The following is a 15,052-nucleotide window of genomic DNA, read 5'->3' as shown; positions in this document are numbered from 1 at the left end:
CTCGCGTCAGGTGCTGCGGGTTCTGCGCACCGCGTCCTGCCAGCCGGCATGGAGGCGCGCCCGCTCGCCTTCCTCCATCTGCGGCTCGAAGCGGCGGTCGAGGTGCCAGGAGCGTGAAAACTCCTCCATTCCCGGCCACACGCCCGCCTTGTAGCCGGCAAGCCAAGCCGCCCCCAGCGCGGTCGTCTCCAGCACTTGCGGCCGGTCGACCGGCGCGGCAAGCAGATCGGAGAGGAACTGCATCGTCCAATCCGAGGCAGTCATGCCACCATCGACGCGCAGTACGATGTCGTCGGTGTCCATGTCCGCCGCATCGGCCCGCATCGCCTCGATGAGGTCCAGGGTCTGGTAGCCGACGCTCTCCAGCGCCGCGCGGCAGAAGTCGGCCGGACCGCTTGCCCGGGTCAGGCCGAAGATCGCCCCGCGTGCATCCGGGTCCCAATAGGGCGCACCGAGCCCAACGAAGGCCGGCACGAGATAGAGGCGGTTCGCCGGGTCGGAAGCTTCGGCCAGCTTCTGGCTCTCTGCCGCCGCCCCGATGATGCCGAGCCCGTCGCGCAGCCACTGCACGGCACTGCCGGCGACGAAGATCGAGCCTTCCAGCGCGTAGGTGGTCTGCCCGTCAAGACGGTAGGCGATGGTCGACAGCAGCCGGTTCTGCGAGGCCACCCGGGTCTCGCCGGTGTTGAGCAGCGCGAAGCAGCCCGTGCCGTAGGTCGACTTGATCATGCCGGGTCGGAAGCAGGCCTGGCCAACGGTTGCCGCCTGCTGGTCGCCGGCAACGCCGAGGATCTTCAACTCCGCGCCGAAATGCTCCGGATCGACCGTGCCGAACTCGTCCGCGCTGTCCTTCACCTCCGGCAGCATCGACATGGGCACGCCGAGCAGGCCGCAGAGCTCCTCGTCCCAACGGTTCTCGTCGATGTTGTAGAGCAGCGTGCGCGAGGCATTGGTCGCGTCGGTGACGTGCGACCGGCCGCCCGTCAGCTTCCAGATCAGCCAGCTGTCGACCGTGCCGAACAGCAGTTCGCCGCTTTCCGCGCGTTCCCGCGCGCCGTCCACATTGTCGAGGATCCAGGCCAGCTTGGTGCCGGAGAAGTAGGGGTCGAGCAAAAGGCCGGTCTTGCGGGTGAAGAGTTCCTCGTGGCCCTCGCGCTTCAGCGCAGCGCAGGTCTCGGCCGTGCGGCGGTCCTGCCAGACGATGGCGCGGCACACCGCCTCGCCCGTCTTGCGGCTCCACACCAGCGTCGTCTCGCGCTGGTTGGTGATGCCGACGCCGGCGATGACCGAAGCCCCGCCGTCGATGCCGGCAAGCGCCTCGCGGCAGACGGCAAGCGTCGAGGTCCACAGGTCCTCCGGCTCATGCTCGACCCAGCCGGAACGCGGGAAATGCTGGACGAATTCCTGCTGCCCGACGGCAACAGACCGGAATGCGCCATCAAAGACAATCGCCCGGCTCGAGGTGGTGCCCTGGTCGATCGCGAGTATGTATGCGCCGCTCACGCGTTTCCTCCAAATGTTCGCTTTCTTTCCTTATTGCCCCAAATCGACAGTCAAACGAAGCAGAAAACCGACAACCCGAAAACCCGCCATCTCCCGCCGGCGTCGTGTCAGGCGCGGCGGTGCATCGACGCAAGGCCCGGCCGCTGTTACTGTCGCCAGACTGCCGCCCCGCCGGATCGCCGGCAAGTCTTCCGACCAGCCGCCGCTCCGCCATGTTCCTTGCGCCCAAGACACGCTCGCTCTTGCTCCTGGCCCTGGCGGTCATCGCGGCGCTGTCGCTGTGGTTCGTCTCCGCCGCGATCCTGCCCGAGATGCTGGCCGAGCATCCGATCACGCCGGTGCGCCAGGCCTTGCTGTCGAGCGCGGTACAGATCGGCTTCGTGATCGGCGCGCTCGCCTCCGCCATTCTCGGCCTGCCCGACCGGCTGCATCCCGGGCGCCTCTTCGCTGCCTGCGCCGCGCTTGCGGCCCTGGTCAATGCGGCTCTGCTGATCCTGCCCATCGGCGGCACGGGGGCGATCCTGGCGCGGGTCGCCACCGGTGCGCTGCTTGCCGGCGTCTATCCGGTGGGCATGAAGATCGCCGTCGGCTGGGGATTGAGGGATCGCGGCTTTCTCGTCGGCCTGCTGGTCGGCGCCGTGACGCTCGGCTCGGCTCTGCCGCATGTGATCGCACTTGGCGGCGGCGCCGACTGGCGGGCGACCGTGCTGATCGCCTCCGCCGCCTCGCTCATAGCGGCAGGCCTTGCGCTCGCCGTACGGCTCGGGCCGCATCATGCGACCTCCCCGCGCTTCGATCCGGCGGTGATCCGCCGCGCCTGGACGGACCGGCGCATCCGCCTCGCCTATGCCGGCTATTTCGGCCATATGTGGGAGCTCTATGCCATGTGGACCTGGGCCGGGGTGACGATGGCCGCCGCCTTCGTGCCCGTGCTCGGCGAAGGCGAAGGGCTGGCGCTCGCCCGCATCGTCACCTTCGCCGCCATCGCGCTCGGCGGTCTCGGCTGCATCGTCGGCGGCTGGTTCGCCGACAGGATCGGCAAGGACACGGTGGCGATCATCGCGCTCGCGGTCAGTTTCGCCAGCGCGATAGCCGCAGCGCTTTGCTTCGGCGGGCCGGTCTGGCTGCTGGCAGCGATCTTTCTGCTCTGGGGCGCCTCGATCATCCCGGACTCGCCGCAGTTCTCGGCCCTCGTCGCCGACTTCGCCCCGCCGGAACAGGCCGGCAGCCTGATGACCCTGCAGACGGCCATCGGCTTCGCGCTGACCTTCGTCACGGTACAGGCCGCGCCGGTGATCGCCGAGCACTCGGGCTGGGCGGTGCTTCTGGCCCTGCTGGCGCTGGGGCCGGCGGCCGGGCTGATCGCGATGCTGCGGCTGCGGCGCCTGTCGCGGACGAAGGAGATCTGAGCCGCCCCTGAAACGCAAAAAGCGCCGTGCCTTGTCCGGGCATCGGCGCTTCGCGCATCACGCAAGCCTTGCGTGAAAGGTCGTCTTCGGCCGGGTCCTCCCGGCCGCCGGGCGCGTTACAGGACGCGCAAGTTCTCGGCGACCGTGTGGCCGCGAAGATAGGCGAGGTCATAGACCACCAGCTGGCCTTCGCTAAGGCTCGGGACACCCGACTTGCGCAGCGCCGCCATGTCCACGTGAACATAGTCGCCTTCGTTGGGCTCGATCGCGCCGATACCGGCCTTGATGTCGAACCACTTCACATTACCAAGTTCCATAGTCAGTCTCTTTCTTATCGTTCTTGTTTTACCTTGCACCAATCGGTGCGAGTGCCTCGCGCTCGCCTTCGCCATCGCGAAGTGCCGGGCTGCGAAAGGTCCATCGCGGTGCGGAACGTGTCGCACCGACGCATGACGAGTTGCGCCAACGTCGTTTCGGGTCGTTTTTCGAAAACGCCCTACCCTCCTTATGCAATGAGAGGGTGACAGGCTTGCGACACCGTTCGGCGCGCGTGATCGTCAATCAATCATGAACAGGCACTGTTAACAAATGGTGAGCGAATTCCATTTTGCAAGGTCTTCCGCCGGAGCATCGCACCGGGCAGCGAAAGAGAGCGCCAAATCCCCTGACCAGATGCCGTTAGGACACAACAAACCTCGCCGGGTCTGATAGTCTGCACCGAGAAGACCAAAGCTCCGCATCATCCTTGAGGGATCCATGTCGCGACCGGCCATCAACGTCCTGCTTCTGTACCCGCGCTTTCAGGCGGGCTCTTTCTGGAACTACCAGGAAACCTGCACGTTGGTCGGCGCCAAGTACCCGGCCCCGCCGCTCGGCCTGATCACCGTCGCGGCCATGCTGCCGGCAAGCTGGGAGCCACGGCTGGTCGACCGCAACACGACGGAACTGCGCGACGAGGACCTTGCCTGGGCCGATGTCGTCTTCACCGGCGGGATGCTGCCGCAGCAGCGCGACACGCTGGCGATCATCGCGCTGTGCCAGGCGGCCGGCATTCCCGTCGTCGTCGGCGGGCCGGACGTTACCTCCAGCCCGGACCACTACGCCCAGGCCGACTTTCGCGTCGTCGGCGAGGCGGAGGGCATCTTCGGCGACTTCGTCGCGGCGTTCGAGCGCGGCGAGCGGCACGGCACCTTCGAGGCTGAGAAATTCAAGGCCGATGTCACCACCACGCCGGTCCCGCGCTTCGACCTGCTGAAGTTTTCCGACTACGTCCAGGTCAACGTGCAGTTCTCGCGCGGCTGTCCGTTCACCTGCGAATTCTGCGACATCATCGAGCTCTACGGCCGCAAGCCGCGCACCAAGGGCAGCGCCCAGATCCTGGCGGAACTGCAGGCACTCTACGACCTCGGCTATCGCGGCCATGTCGATTTCGTCGACGACAACCTGATCGGCAACAAGAAGGCGGTGAAAGCGTTCCTGCCGGACCTCATCGCCTGGCAGGAGGCGCATGGACGCCCGTTCGAGCTGTCCACCGAAGCCTCGCTCAATCTGGCGGACGATACGGAGCTGCTCAAGATGATGCAGCAGGCCGGCTTCTTCGTCGTCTTCGTCGGCATCGAAAGCCCGGACCCGGACGTGCTGGTCGCCACCCGCAAGAAGCAGAACACGCGCCGCGACATCGCCGCCAGCGTGCACAAGATCTACGAAGCGGGCATCTTCGTCATCGGCGGCTTCATCGTCGGCTTCGACGAGGAGAGCGACCGGGTGGCGGACGAGATCGCCGGCCTGATCGACGAGGCCGCCATTCCCGTCGCGATGACGGGCCTGCTCTACGCCCTGCCGAACACCCAGCTCACCCGGCGCCTGGCAGCCCAGGGGCGGCTGCATGCCGAGTTCGACATCGCCGATGCCGAAGACATCAAGGGCGACCAGTGCACGGCCGGGCTCAATTTCGAGACCCTGCGCCCGCGCGCCCAGATCCTGGCCGACTACCGGCGCGTCATCGAGCGGGTCTACTCGCCCGGCGCCTATTTCGCCCGGCTGCGCAAAATGGTCTCGATGCTCGACATGAGCGGGCCGAACGGCGACGTGATGAATGCGCGGCTTTTCAGCGACCTGAAGAAGCTGGGCCGGCTGGTCTGGTCGATCACCCTGCACAAGCCCGAGCATCGCGGCCATCTGTGGCGCATGATCGCCTACACGCTGCGGCACAATCCGCGGGCGCTCAACCCGATGCTGCAGATGGTGGCACTCTACGTGCACCTCGGCCCGTTCTCGCGCTTCGTCCTGCAGCGCATCGACGAGCAGATCGCAGAGATCGAGGAAGGCAACTGGGAGCAGCCGGCCCTCGTCGCCGCCGAGTAGGCGGCGACGGGACGCGGGATCAGGAATCCATCTTCAGGGCCTTGATGAAGGCTTCCTGCGGGATCTCCACCTTGCCGAACTGACGCATGCGCTTCTTGCCTTCCTTCTGCTTTTCCAGAAGCTTGCGCTTGCGCGTCGCGTCGCCGCCATAGCACTTGGCGGTCACGTCCTTGCGAAGGGCCGCGATGGTCTCGCGGGCGATGACCCTGGCGCCGATGGCCGCCTGGATCGGGATCTTGAACATGTGCCGCGGGATCAGATCCTTGAGTTTCTCGCACATGGCGCGGCCGCGCCGCTCGGCCTGCGAGCGGTGGACCAGCACGGAAAGCGCATCGACCGGCTCGGCATTGACCAGGATCGACATGCGCACGAGGTCGCCCTCGCGATAGTCGGTAATCTGGTAGTCGAAGGAGGCGTAGCCCTTCGAGATCGACTTCAGCCGGTCGTAGAAGTCGAACACCACCTCGTTCAGCGGCAGGTCGTAGGTGACCATGGCGCGGCTGCCGACATAGTTGAGGTCGACCTGCACGCCGCGCCGCTCCTGGCAGAGCGTCAGGATCGCGCCGAGATACTCGTCCGGCGTCATGATCGTGGCGCGGATCCACGGCTCCTCGATCGTGTCGATCTTCACCGGATCCGGCATGTCGGCCGGGTTGTGCAGTTCCTTCAGCGTGCCGTCGGTCAGGTGCATGCGATAGACGACCGAAGGCGCGGTGGCGATCAGGTCGAGATCGAATTCGCGCTCCAGACGCTCCTGGACGATTTCCAGATGCAACAGGCCGAGGAAGCCGCAGCGGAAGCCGAAGCCGAGCGCCGCCGAGGTCTCCATCTCGAAAGAGAAGCTGGCATCGTTCAGGCGCAGCTTGCCCATCGCCGCGCGCAGGTCCTCGAAGTCGTTGGCATCGACCGGGAAGAGACCGCAGAACACCACCGGCTGCGCCGGCTTGAAGCCGGGCAGCGCCTGCGCGCAGGGCTTACGGTCGTCGGTGATCGTGTCGCCGACGCGCGTGTCCGCCACTTCCTTGATCGAGGCAGTGATGACGCCGATCTCGCCGGGGCCAAGGCCGTCGACCGACAGGAATTTCGGCGTCATGACGCCGACCCGGTCGATCTCGTAGGCCGCGCCCGTGCCCATCATCTTGACCTTCTGGCCCTTCTTCATCGAGCCGTCGATGATGCGCACCAGCACCATCACGCCGAGATAGGCGTCGTACCAGCTGTCGACCAGCAGCGCCTTCAGCGGCGCACCCGGATCGCCTTCCGGCGCGGGCAGGCGGTTGACGATCGCCTCCAGCACGTTCTCGACGCCGAGGCCCGTCTTGGCCGAAATCATCACCGCTTCGGAGGCGTCGAGGCCGATCACGTCCTCGATCTGCTCCTTGACGCGCTCGGGCTCGGCCGCCGGCAGGTCGACCTTATTGAGCACCGGCACGATCTCGTGATCGTTGTCGATGGCCTGGTAGACGTTGGCGAGCGTCTGCGCCTCGACGCCCTGGCTGGCATCGACGACCAGCAGCGATCCCTCGCAGGCGGCCAGCGAGCGCGAGACCTCATAGGCGAAGTCGACGTGACCCGGCGTGTCGATGAGGTTCAGCTTGTACTGCTTGCCGTCCTTGGCGTTGTAGATCAGGCGCACGGTCTGCGCCTTGATGGTGATGCCGCGCTCGCGCTCGATGTCCATCGAATCGAGCACCTGCTCCTTCATCTCACGCTCGGTCAGCGTGCCCGTCATCTGGATCAGACGGTCGGCCAGCGTCGACTTGCCGTGGTCGATATGCGCCACGATGGAAAAGTTGCGGATGTCGGAGATTTTCTGCGTGCTCATGCGCGCCCATTTACCATCGCCGGATGCGCCGGCAAAGCGGATTGCGCGGCGCATCATCGAAAAAGACAAGGACGGGTCCACGCCGCCACGGACAAGATGCCGAAGAGCGGCGCGCGGGTCCGTCTACCGCGCCACCAGAACCTCGGTGCAGGCCTTGGGCAGGGCCGCCAGCGTCATCTGCTTCTTCTTCGCGGGTGCGGCCGGCTTGTCGGTCTTTTTCGGCTTTTTCGGCACCCAGGGCTCGTCGGACAGCCACCAGGCCAGTTCCTGGCCGCAGCCGTCTCCCGGCGGCGGTGCGTCCTGGTCCTTGCAGCCGATGCTGCCCTCGGGACAGGCGATGCGCACATGGAAGTGATAGTGGTGCCCCCACCAGGGCCGGACCTTGCGCAGCCAGCCGCGCTCGCCGGTCTCGAAGCGGCACAGCGCCTGCTTGATGCCGGGATGGACGAAGATGCGCGAGACGCGCGGGTCCTGCGCGGCACGGCGGATGAGCCGCGCGCGCGAGGCGCTCCATTTCGCCGGATCGACGCCCCGGTCGGCGCCCGGCAGTTCGGACGAACCTTTCAGCATGGAGACGGCCGACATGCTCTCGCGCTCCTCGCGCGACAGCGTGCGGTCCGGCATCGGCGTCAGCCAGATGTCCGCATCGAGACCGATCTGGTGGCTGGCATGGCCGGAGATCATCGGCCCGCCGCGCGGCTGAGCGAGATCGCCGACGAGCAGGCCGTTCCAGCCGAGCGCCGGCGCGTCGCCGGCCAGGCGCTGCAACATGTCGATCAGCTGCGGGTGGCCCCAGTTGCGGTTGCGCGACAGGCGCATGACCTGCCAGGCCGGCCCGTCGACGGCGAGCGCCGTCGCCCCGGCAAGGCAGCCCTTGGCATAGGAGCCGATGGACCGGGCGGCCAGCGGCGCGGGCGCGCGCATGGCGCCGAAAAGCTCCTTGGCAACGGCGGTCGGCCGCACGGCGGCGGGCGACAGGGCGGGCTGCGACACGGCCGCCTGCGAAGCGGAAGGCGGGGCGGAGAGCAGCTGCATGGGCGCGGCGGCAACCGCCACAGGACGCTCCGCCGGGGCCGGACGCGGCAAAGGCGGAGATGCGAAGCTGGAATAGACCTCGCCGGACGGGGCAGCCGGCGCGACGGCGCCGGTTCGCGCATCGACGAGGCCGCCGATATCGGTCGCCGGCAGGACGCGCGTCGTCGTGACCCGCCGTTCCTCAAGCCGCGACATGGCCTCGGCGGCGATCAGGCTCGCCGGCTTCTCGCGCGGCAGGGGAGCAGCGCCCGCGGGCGCCGGCAAGAGGAGAGCAAGGCCCGCGATGGAGGCGGAGGCCAGGAGCGCGAGCAGGAGCGGTCGGCGGTCGCGGTGCGGCGTAGCTCCGCAAGACCGGTTGCTCGAGGACATGGCTGATGCACGCATGCGTGTCATGGCCGGCTCCTTTCGTTCCGCGCTGGCCCTGCCCGCCGGCACACTGCGCCGAGGGTCATATCCAGTCTCGCGCCGGAGCGTTTACGAACGGTTAACCATAAATCCAAAAAGGACGCGGTGCGGGGCGAACACTCGCTATTCCGGCCACTCGCTCATCTCCTGCGCCAACCGGTCGAGCAGCAGCGTGTTGTCGCGGATGATCCGGTCGGCAACGCCGTTCAGCTCGATGATGTTGCCCGGACGGGTGTTGTCGATCGCTTCCGCCCCCGCCGGCAGGTCGCCGTCGAGACGCACCACCTCGCCGATACCGGCGGCCGGCAGCAGGCGCTGCGCCTGATAGGCGGCGGTGGTCGCCTGGCCGTGCGAGAGAACGGAGAGCAGCGGCACGCCGTTCGCCGGCAGCAGCCAGCCGAGAGGCCCCCAGGACGCGGCCTCGCGGAAGCTCCAGGAGCGTCGGGTATCGGCGCCGGTTCCCAGCGACAGGATGGTGATCTCCTCCGGCTTCCAGCCGAGCTTCATCGCCTCCAGCCAGACCGCCAGCACCGGGTTGTTCATCACCACGCCGCCGTCGATCAGCGTGCGCTCGTCGCCATGGGTCAGGTTTTCCGCGCGCATCGGCTCGAAATAGACCGGAGCGGCCGTGGTCGCCCGCACCGCCTGCCAGAAATAGTAGTCGTCCGGCCGGCTGCCGTCGCTCTGGCGCCCGTTCGTCATGAACACCGCCTCGCGGCGGCCGAGATCGTAGGCCGTCAGCACCACGCGGGTCAGCGCCGACTGCAGCGAGGTCCAGCCGAGCTGCTCCTTGAGGATGCGTTCCAGCGGCCGTTCGTCGTAGCGTTCGTCGAGAATCGCACGCGGGTTGGCAACGAACCGCTCGAACAGGCTCTTGCGGCGGAAGACCTCGCGCGCCTCCACCTCGAAGAAGCGGCGCAGGTCCGAAATGCTGGCCGCCGGCGCACCGCTGGTGTCGTCCGGACGCGGTGCGGCAAGGCCCGCGGCAATGAGCCCGCCCGTGGAACTGCCGCCGATCATGTCGAAATAGCGATGGAGCGGTTCGGTCTTGCCCAGCATGCGCAGCCGCGCTTCCAGCGTCTCGAGGATCCGCAGCGGGATCAGTCCGCGAATGCCGCCTCCGTCGATCGCCAGGATGAAACGCCTGCGTGCTGCTGCCATGGATTGCGTGCCTCCGCTTGCTGTCCGCCCGCGCGTTCACCCGCGGGGCGCTCCCCGGCCGGCTGCGCAGGACCGATCATGCCTGCTCAAGCCTTTGCGCGAAATAAGACAAAGCGATGACCCGTCCTGCAAAAAGAACAGGCATAGCAATGCAGCAGCCCTGCCCTCACCCGTCCGTCCGGGTCAGGCGCCGCCGGCGCCGGCCTCGGCTTCGCTCGCCCGCACCTCGACAGCAGCGATCAGCCGCTCGATGTCCTGCGGACGCGAGAGCCGGTGGTCGCCGTCCTTGATCAGGGTCAGCACCACATCGTCCAGCGCCAAGCATTCGGTCAGCCGCAGCGCATGGCGCCAGGGCACGGCATCGTCGCGCTGGCCCTGCAGTATGGTGACGGGGCAACCGGTCTCGATGAGGCCGCCGAGCAGCAGGTTGTCGCGGCCGTCCTCGATCAGGGCGCGGGTGATCACATACGGGCTGTCGTCATATTCGGACGGGCGCTCGAAACGGCCCTCGCGCAGGATCGTCTCGCGGATCTCGTCGGTGAACTCGTGCTTCCACATCAGCTCTTCGGTGAAGTCCGGCGCCGGGGCGATCAGCACCATGCCGGCAAGCGGCGCGGCCTCAACCGGCCGGGCGACCAGCGCCCGGGCCAGCAGCAGGGCGATCCAGCCGCCCATGGACGAGCCGACAACGATGGTCGGCTCGCGGCAGAAGGCGGCATGCACGGCCAGCGCCTCCTCGGCCCAGCGCGAGATCGTGCCGTCCTCGAACTCGCCGTCCGAGACGCCGTGGCCGGAATAGTCGAGACGGGTCACGGCGCGGCCCGTCGAGCGGGCCCATGCGGCCAGTTCTTCGGCCTTCGTGCCGGCCATGTCCGACTTGAAGCCGGAAAGCCACAGGACGCCGCAGCGGCCGGGTTCGCCCTCCTCGCGCAGCACGGCGATGCGCCGCCTGTCGGCGCCGACCTCGATATGGCGCACCTGATCCTGAGCCTGCCCGTCCATTGCTGCCTCCGCCTGCCTTGCCTGAGTGTCTTGGTCTGAGTGTCTTGCCTGATTGCCGCCCGATGTGGCACAGCTCGCGTGCCTTGAAAAGTCCGCGCCGGGCTTTCGCTTGCCCCATCCGATAGGAGCCCTCGTGACCCGCCGAACCGTGCTGCAAGTCATTCCGGACCTTCAGACGGGCGGCGCCGAACGCACGACAGTGGACGTGGCGCGGGCGCTCGTGGCGGCCGGGCACCGGGCCATCGTCGCCAGCCGCGGCGGCCGTCTGGTGGCGGAGCTGGAGGCTGTCGGCGGCGAGCATGTGACCCTGCCGGTGGCGCGAAAGTCGCCGCTGTGGATCTGGCGCAATGCCGGCGCGCTGACGCGCCTTGCCCGCAAGGAAGGGGTGGACCTGATCCATGCCCGCTCGCGGGCGCCGGCCTGGGCAGCGCTGATCGCGGCGCGGCGGCTGGAACTTCCCTTCGTCACCACCTATCACGGCATCTACAATCAGACGAACGCCTTGAAAGGCCTCTATAATTCCGTGATGGCCCGAGGGGATGCGGTGATCGCCAACTCCCGCTACACGGCCGCGCTGATCGCCGAGCGGCATCCTTTCGTGAAAGAGCGCATCACCGTCATTCACCGCGGCTCCGACCTTGCCGCGCTCGATCCGGCCTCGGTCTCGACCGAGCGCCGGCAGGCGCTCGCCGACGCCTGGGGGCTTCAGGACGGCGAGCGGGTGATCCTCAACCTTGCCCGCCTCACCCACTGGAAGGGCCAGACGGTGCTGATCGACGCGCTGGCGCGGCTCGCCGCCTCGCCCGGGGCGCCCGCCGGCTGGACGGCGATCCTGGCCGGCGATGCCCAGGGCCGGGAAACCTATGTGGCGGAGCTGAAGACGCGAATCGCCAACGCCGGCCTTTCAGACCGGGTGCGCCTGGTCGGCCACTGTGCGGATGTTGCCGCCGGCCTTGCAATGGCCGATGTCGCGGTGGTCGCCTCGATCGAGCCGGAAGCCTTCGGTCGGGCTGCCGTCGAGGCGCAGGCCGCCGGCGTGCCGGTGGTCGCGACGAACCTTGGCGCCGTGCCCGAGACGGTACTGGCGCCGCCCGATGTCGCCGAGGACGAACGCACCGGCTGGCGCGTGCCGGCGAACGATCCCGCCGCACTGGCCGCGGCGCTCGCCGAAATGCTGGCGCTCGCGCCGCAGGCGCGCGAGGCGCTGGCCGCACGGGCGCTCGCCCATGTGCGGCGCGACTTCACGGTCGAGGCGATGTGCGAGGCAACGCTCGCCGTCTACGACAGGCTGGCGAAGACCCGCTGACGCGCAAGCGCCAGCGGGAGAGTGCATGCGTCAGGCGGCGTTTCGGATATGGGCGAGGAAGCGCTCGACCTCCCGGCGCATCTCTTCCGACTGACCCGACAGCGTCTCGGCGGCGGCCGTCACCGTGGTCACCGCGTGACGATTCTCGCGCGAGGCGGTGCTGACGCCCGAGATGCCATCGGAGACCGCGCGGCTGCCCGAGGCGGCCTCGACCACATTGCGTGACACCTCGCGGGTGGCGGCGCCCTGCTCTTCCATCGCCGCGGCGATGGCCGTTGCCGTGCCGTTGATGTCGGAGATCAGGCGGCCGATTCCGTCGATGGCGGCAACCGCGGTGCGGGTTTCGGCCTGGATCTCGGCGACCAGCCCGGAAATGCCGTCGGTTGCCCTCGCGGTCTCGCCGGCCAGGGCCTTGACCTCGCCCGCGACCACCGCAAAGCCCTTGCCCGCTTCGCCCGCGCGGGCCGACTCGATCGTGGCGTTGAGCGCCAGAAGATTGGTCTGGGCGGCGATGCCGGAAATCATCGACACGACCTCACCGATGCGGTTGGCAACGGATGCAAGCGCTTCCATCTGCCCGCTCGTGCGCTGGATCTCGTTCGCCGCCTGCTGGGTGGAGTCCGAGGTGCGCAGGATCTGGGCGCTGATCTCGGAGATCGAAGCGCTCATCTCCTCGGTTGCAGCAGCGACCGTGTGAACATTGGCCGCGGTCTGTTCGGAGGCCGCCGCGACGTTGGCCGAGCGCGTGTCGACGTCTTCCGACAGGGAGGCCATGGTGTGCGAGGCGGTCGACAGGTCGTGCGAGGCCCGCGAAATCATGCCGACGATGCGGCCGACGCTGGCGTCGAAGTCGCGGGCAAGCTGCTCCATCGCCTCGCGCTTTTCGGCTGCGGCACGCTTCTCGTTTTCCGCCTGCTGGGCCTCCAGCTCGCGGTTGCGGATCGCGTTGGCGCGGAACACTTCCACCGCGCGGGCCATCGCGCCGATCTCCAGGTGCCGCGAGGCATCGGGAATCTCGACCGAGGTGTCGCCATCGGCGAGCGAGCGCATTGCGCCGGTGAGGCCGATCACCGGGCGGGTGATGCCACGGCCCAGGAACCAGGCAAGACCAAGGGCGATGACCAGCGTGGCGACAGCACTGGCGACGAAGACGATCGAGACCGTGCCGCGGGTTGCCTCAAGATCGGCTTCCGCTGCCGCAAGCCCGTCCTCCGCCGCCTGTTCGACGGCTTCCACCTCGGGCGTCAGCCGCGCGAAGATCTCAGCCAGGACGCCGGTCTCGGCACCGATGGTCGCGTTGATCGTCGCATAGGCCTTGAAGCCGCCGACATAGGCATCCATCAGTTTGGCGATCTCACCCTGCTCGGCAGCCGCGAGCGGCGAGGCGGCAAGCAGCGCATCGAACTCGGCACGGCGGGCCTCGACCTCGCCGACATATTTCATGTCGCCGCGCAGCATGAGGTCCTTCTCGTGCCGGCGCATCATCAGCATCTTGACCGTCAGCGTGTCGAGGTCGGCCGCCTTCAGCTGCGTTTCGGCCGCATGCACGGCACCGCGCAGTTCACCCTGCAGGCCGCTCTTCTCGTCGAAGCCCATGACGCGATACGCCTCGACGACCTTGGCGAACTGGTCGCGATGGGCCTCGACCTCGCTGCGGACCGTATCGATACGGTCGAGCACGGGGGCGGCCGCATCGAGCCGGGTCATGGCATCCAGTTCCTCGAGCGCGGTTGCGACGGACGCGTTGTAGCGGGCCACGTCCGCCTCGTCCCGGCGCAGCAGGAAGTCCTTTTCGCGGCGGCGCATCTGCAGCGTCTCGTTGGCGACGCTGGCGGCCAGCGACTGCAGAGCACGGTTGTCCGAAAGCCGGTCGAGCGCCGTGCTCATGCCCCTGTCGCCGGCGTAGTGGGTGAAGGAGAGGACGGCGACGGCAATCACCGCGATTGCCGCAAGCACGCCGACACGGGCGGCCATCGGCACGCCAGAGCGAAAGAACGGGAAGGACACAGTACACTCTCCTGCAACGACGGATGATCTGTCGGTGACGCGCTCCTGCACGCGGACGTCCGGACAGTCTTTTCATTCCCCCATGCAGTTCATTGCAGACAGAATTGAACATGACGTTAATACTGGACAGAGGCACAACTTCTGATTTTATTACTTAAAAAGTTCAATGTTGGCTAAATTTATCGGGAAAGTATACGTCACGAAGACAATCAACCTGGAGTGACAATAGGCAGGATGCGGGTTGCCGCCCGCGGCCGCTGCGTGAAAGCGGTTGACTCAGGGCCGTTTTCACTGGATTTTCCGGTGATGGCGTCCTGCGGCGCACACAGGCTTCCCCGACGCCCGGCGTTCGGGGTATTCGTGTTGCAGGGCAAGTCGCCGGCTGCGGCCGGTTTAGCCAAGTCGTTGAAACGTTAGAGGAGATTGCGACCATTCGCCGTCCATACCGCGCACCGCCGCCGACCAAGGAAGGCCCGCGCACAAACCAAGAGATCCGCGTTCGGGAAGTCCAGCTCATCGATCAGGATGGACAGAACCTCGGTGTCACGCCCACGGAAGACGCCTTGAGGATGGCCGAAGAGGCCGGTCTGGACCTTGTCGAGATTTCTCCGAACTCTTCGCCGCCCGTCTGCAAGATCCTTGACTATGGCAGGTACAAGTACCTGAGCCAGAAGAAGGCAGCAGAGGCGCGCAAGAACCAGAAGATCGTCGAGGTCAAGGAAATCAAGATGCGTCCGAACATCGACACCCATGATTATGAGGTGAAGATGCGGAACATGAAGCGTTTCTTCGACGAGGGCGACAAGGTGAAGGTCACCCTGCGGTTCCGCGGACGCGAAATGGCGCACCAGGACCTGGGCATCGCGCTGCTCAACAAGGTGCGGGACGAGACGGCGGAATTCGCCAAGGTCGAATCCCACCCGCGTCTGGAAGGCCGCCAGATGGTGATGGTGCTGGCGCCGATCGCGCGCTGAAGCCTGCCATCCGACGCGGCCGCGACAAGCGGCAGTTTTTCGCGGAACCCGGCCTCGAAAG

General features: G+C 67.3%; 11 protein-coding genes. 4 read left to right on the top strand and 7 right to left on the bottom strand.

The genetic code is table 11. From position 1 onward, the window contains the following. Positions 1-6: 6 nt before the first annotated feature. Positions 7-1,503 (bottom strand): glycerol kinase GlpK, encoded by a 1,497-nt coding sequence (gene glpK, locus H7H34_RS02420; protein WP_185924124.1) that lies wholly within the window; start codon positions 1,501-1,503, stop codon positions 7-9. A 242-nt stretch (positions 1,504-1,745) separates the two neighbouring features. Between glpK and H7H34_RS02415 the strand changes: the two genes are divergently transcribed. Further along, positions 1,746-2,912, top strand: coding sequence for an MFS transporter (locus H7H34_RS02415; protein WP_209006135.1), 1,167 nt, complete (start codon positions 1,746-1,748; stop codon positions 2,910-2,912). A 116-nt stretch (positions 2,913-3,028) separates the two neighbouring features. Here H7H34_RS02415 and H7H34_RS02410 read toward each other — a convergent pair whose 3' ends face one another. Continuing rightward, positions 3,029-3,229, bottom strand: coding sequence for a cold-shock protein (locus H7H34_RS02410; protein WP_120270258.1), 201 nt, complete (start codon positions 3,227-3,229; stop codon positions 3,029-3,031). A gap of 439 nt (positions 3,230-3,668) precedes the next feature. On the opposite strand from H7H34_RS02410, the gene H7H34_RS02405 reads away from it, so the two are divergent. Continuing rightward, positions 3,669-5,276: a B12-binding domain-containing radical SAM protein gene (locus H7H34_RS02405; protein WP_185924122.1), complete on the top strand. Its 1,608-nt coding sequence runs from the start codon at positions 3,669-3,671 to the stop codon at positions 5,274-5,276. Positions 5,277-5,295: 19 nt separating this feature from the next. On the opposite strand, the gene lepA is transcribed toward H7H34_RS02405, so the two are convergent. From lepA to H7H34_RS02385, 4 genes are all read right to left on the bottom strand, one after another. After that, the gene (gene lepA / locus H7H34_RS02400) at positions 5,296-7,101 is read right to left on the bottom strand and encodes a translation elongation factor 4 (RefSeq protein WP_120270718.1); all 1,806 of its coding nucleotides are present in this window, start codon (positions 7,099-7,101) and stop codon (positions 5,296-5,298) included. A gap of 123 nt (positions 7,102-7,224) precedes the next feature. Then, positions 7,225-8,529: a penicillin-insensitive murein endopeptidase gene (mepA, locus tag H7H34_RS02395; RefSeq protein WP_371811343.1), complete on the bottom strand. Its 1,305-nt coding sequence runs from the start codon at positions 8,527-8,529 to the stop codon at positions 7,225-7,227. Positions 8,530-8,664: 135 nt separating this feature from the next. Beyond that, the gene (locus H7H34_RS02390) at positions 8,665-9,702 is read right to left on the bottom strand and encodes a patatin-like phospholipase family protein (RefSeq protein WP_185924121.1); all 1,038 of its coding nucleotides are present in this window, start codon (positions 9,700-9,702) and stop codon (positions 8,665-8,667) included. Between the two features lie 183 nt (positions 9,703-9,885). Beyond that, a complete protein-coding gene (locus H7H34_RS02385; RefSeq protein WP_120270261.1) occupies positions 9,886-10,704 on the bottom strand; it encodes an alpha/beta hydrolase in 819 nt (272 codons plus the stop codon). A 133-nt stretch (positions 10,705-10,837) separates the two neighbouring features. Between H7H34_RS02385 and H7H34_RS02380 the strand changes: the two genes are divergently transcribed. Next, on the top strand, positions 10,838-12,010 hold the full coding sequence (locus H7H34_RS02380; RefSeq protein WP_371811342.1) for a glycosyltransferase family 4 protein: 1,173 nt from the start codon (positions 10,838-10,840) through the stop codon (positions 12,008-12,010). A gap of 30 nt (positions 12,011-12,040) precedes the next feature. Here the strand turns inward: H7H34_RS02380 and H7H34_RS23355 are convergent, their stop codons facing one another. Continuing rightward, the gene (locus tag H7H34_RS23355; protein ID WP_185924120.1) at positions 12,041-14,017 is read right to left on the bottom strand and encodes a methyl-accepting chemotaxis protein; all 1,977 of its coding nucleotides are present in this window, start codon (positions 14,015-14,017) and stop codon (positions 12,041-12,043) included. 431 nt (positions 14,018-14,448) lie between these two features. On the opposite strand from H7H34_RS23355, the gene infC reads away from it, so the two are divergent. Next, complete coding sequence (infC, locus tag H7H34_RS02370; protein WP_120270264.1) at positions 14,449-14,991, top strand: translation initiation factor IF-3; 543 nt, start codon at positions 14,449-14,451, stop codon at positions 14,989-14,991. Positions 14,992-15,052: the final 61 nt, after the last annotated feature.

This window comes from Stappia sp. 28M-7 (genome assembly GCF_014252955.1).
GTDB lineage: Bacteria > Pseudomonadota > Alphaproteobacteria > Rhizobiales > Stappiaceae > Stappia.
The sequence above is the reverse complement of the archived record's forward strand: the minus strand, read 5'-3'. Positions and strand labels throughout refer to the sequence as shown.

Bases quoted from the DNA above. Each gene is read 5' to 3' on its own strand.
- H7H34_RS02410 (WP_120270258.1), bottom strand. From the start codon at position 3,229: ATGGAACTTGGTAATGTGAAGTGGTTCGACATCAAGGCCGGTATCGGC.
- H7H34_RS02390 (WP_185924121.1), bottom strand. From the start codon at position 9,702: ATGGCAGCAGCACGCAGGCGTTTCATCCTGGCGATCGACGGAGGCGGC.
- H7H34_RS02385 (WP_120270261.1), bottom strand. From the start codon at position 10,704: ATGGACGGGCAGGCTCAGGATCAGGTGCGCCATATCGAGGTCGGCGCC.
- lepA (WP_120270718.1), bottom strand. From the start codon at position 7,101: ATGAGCACGCAGAAAATCTCCGACATCCGCAACTTTTCCATCGTGGCG.
- H7H34_RS02405 (WP_185924122.1), top strand. From the start codon at position 3,669: ATGTCGCGACCGGCCATCAACGTCCTGCTTCTGTACCCGCGCTTTCAG.
- mepA (WP_371811343.1), bottom strand. From the start codon at position 8,529: ATGACACGCATGCGTGCATCAGCCATGTCCTCGAGCAACCGGTCTTGC.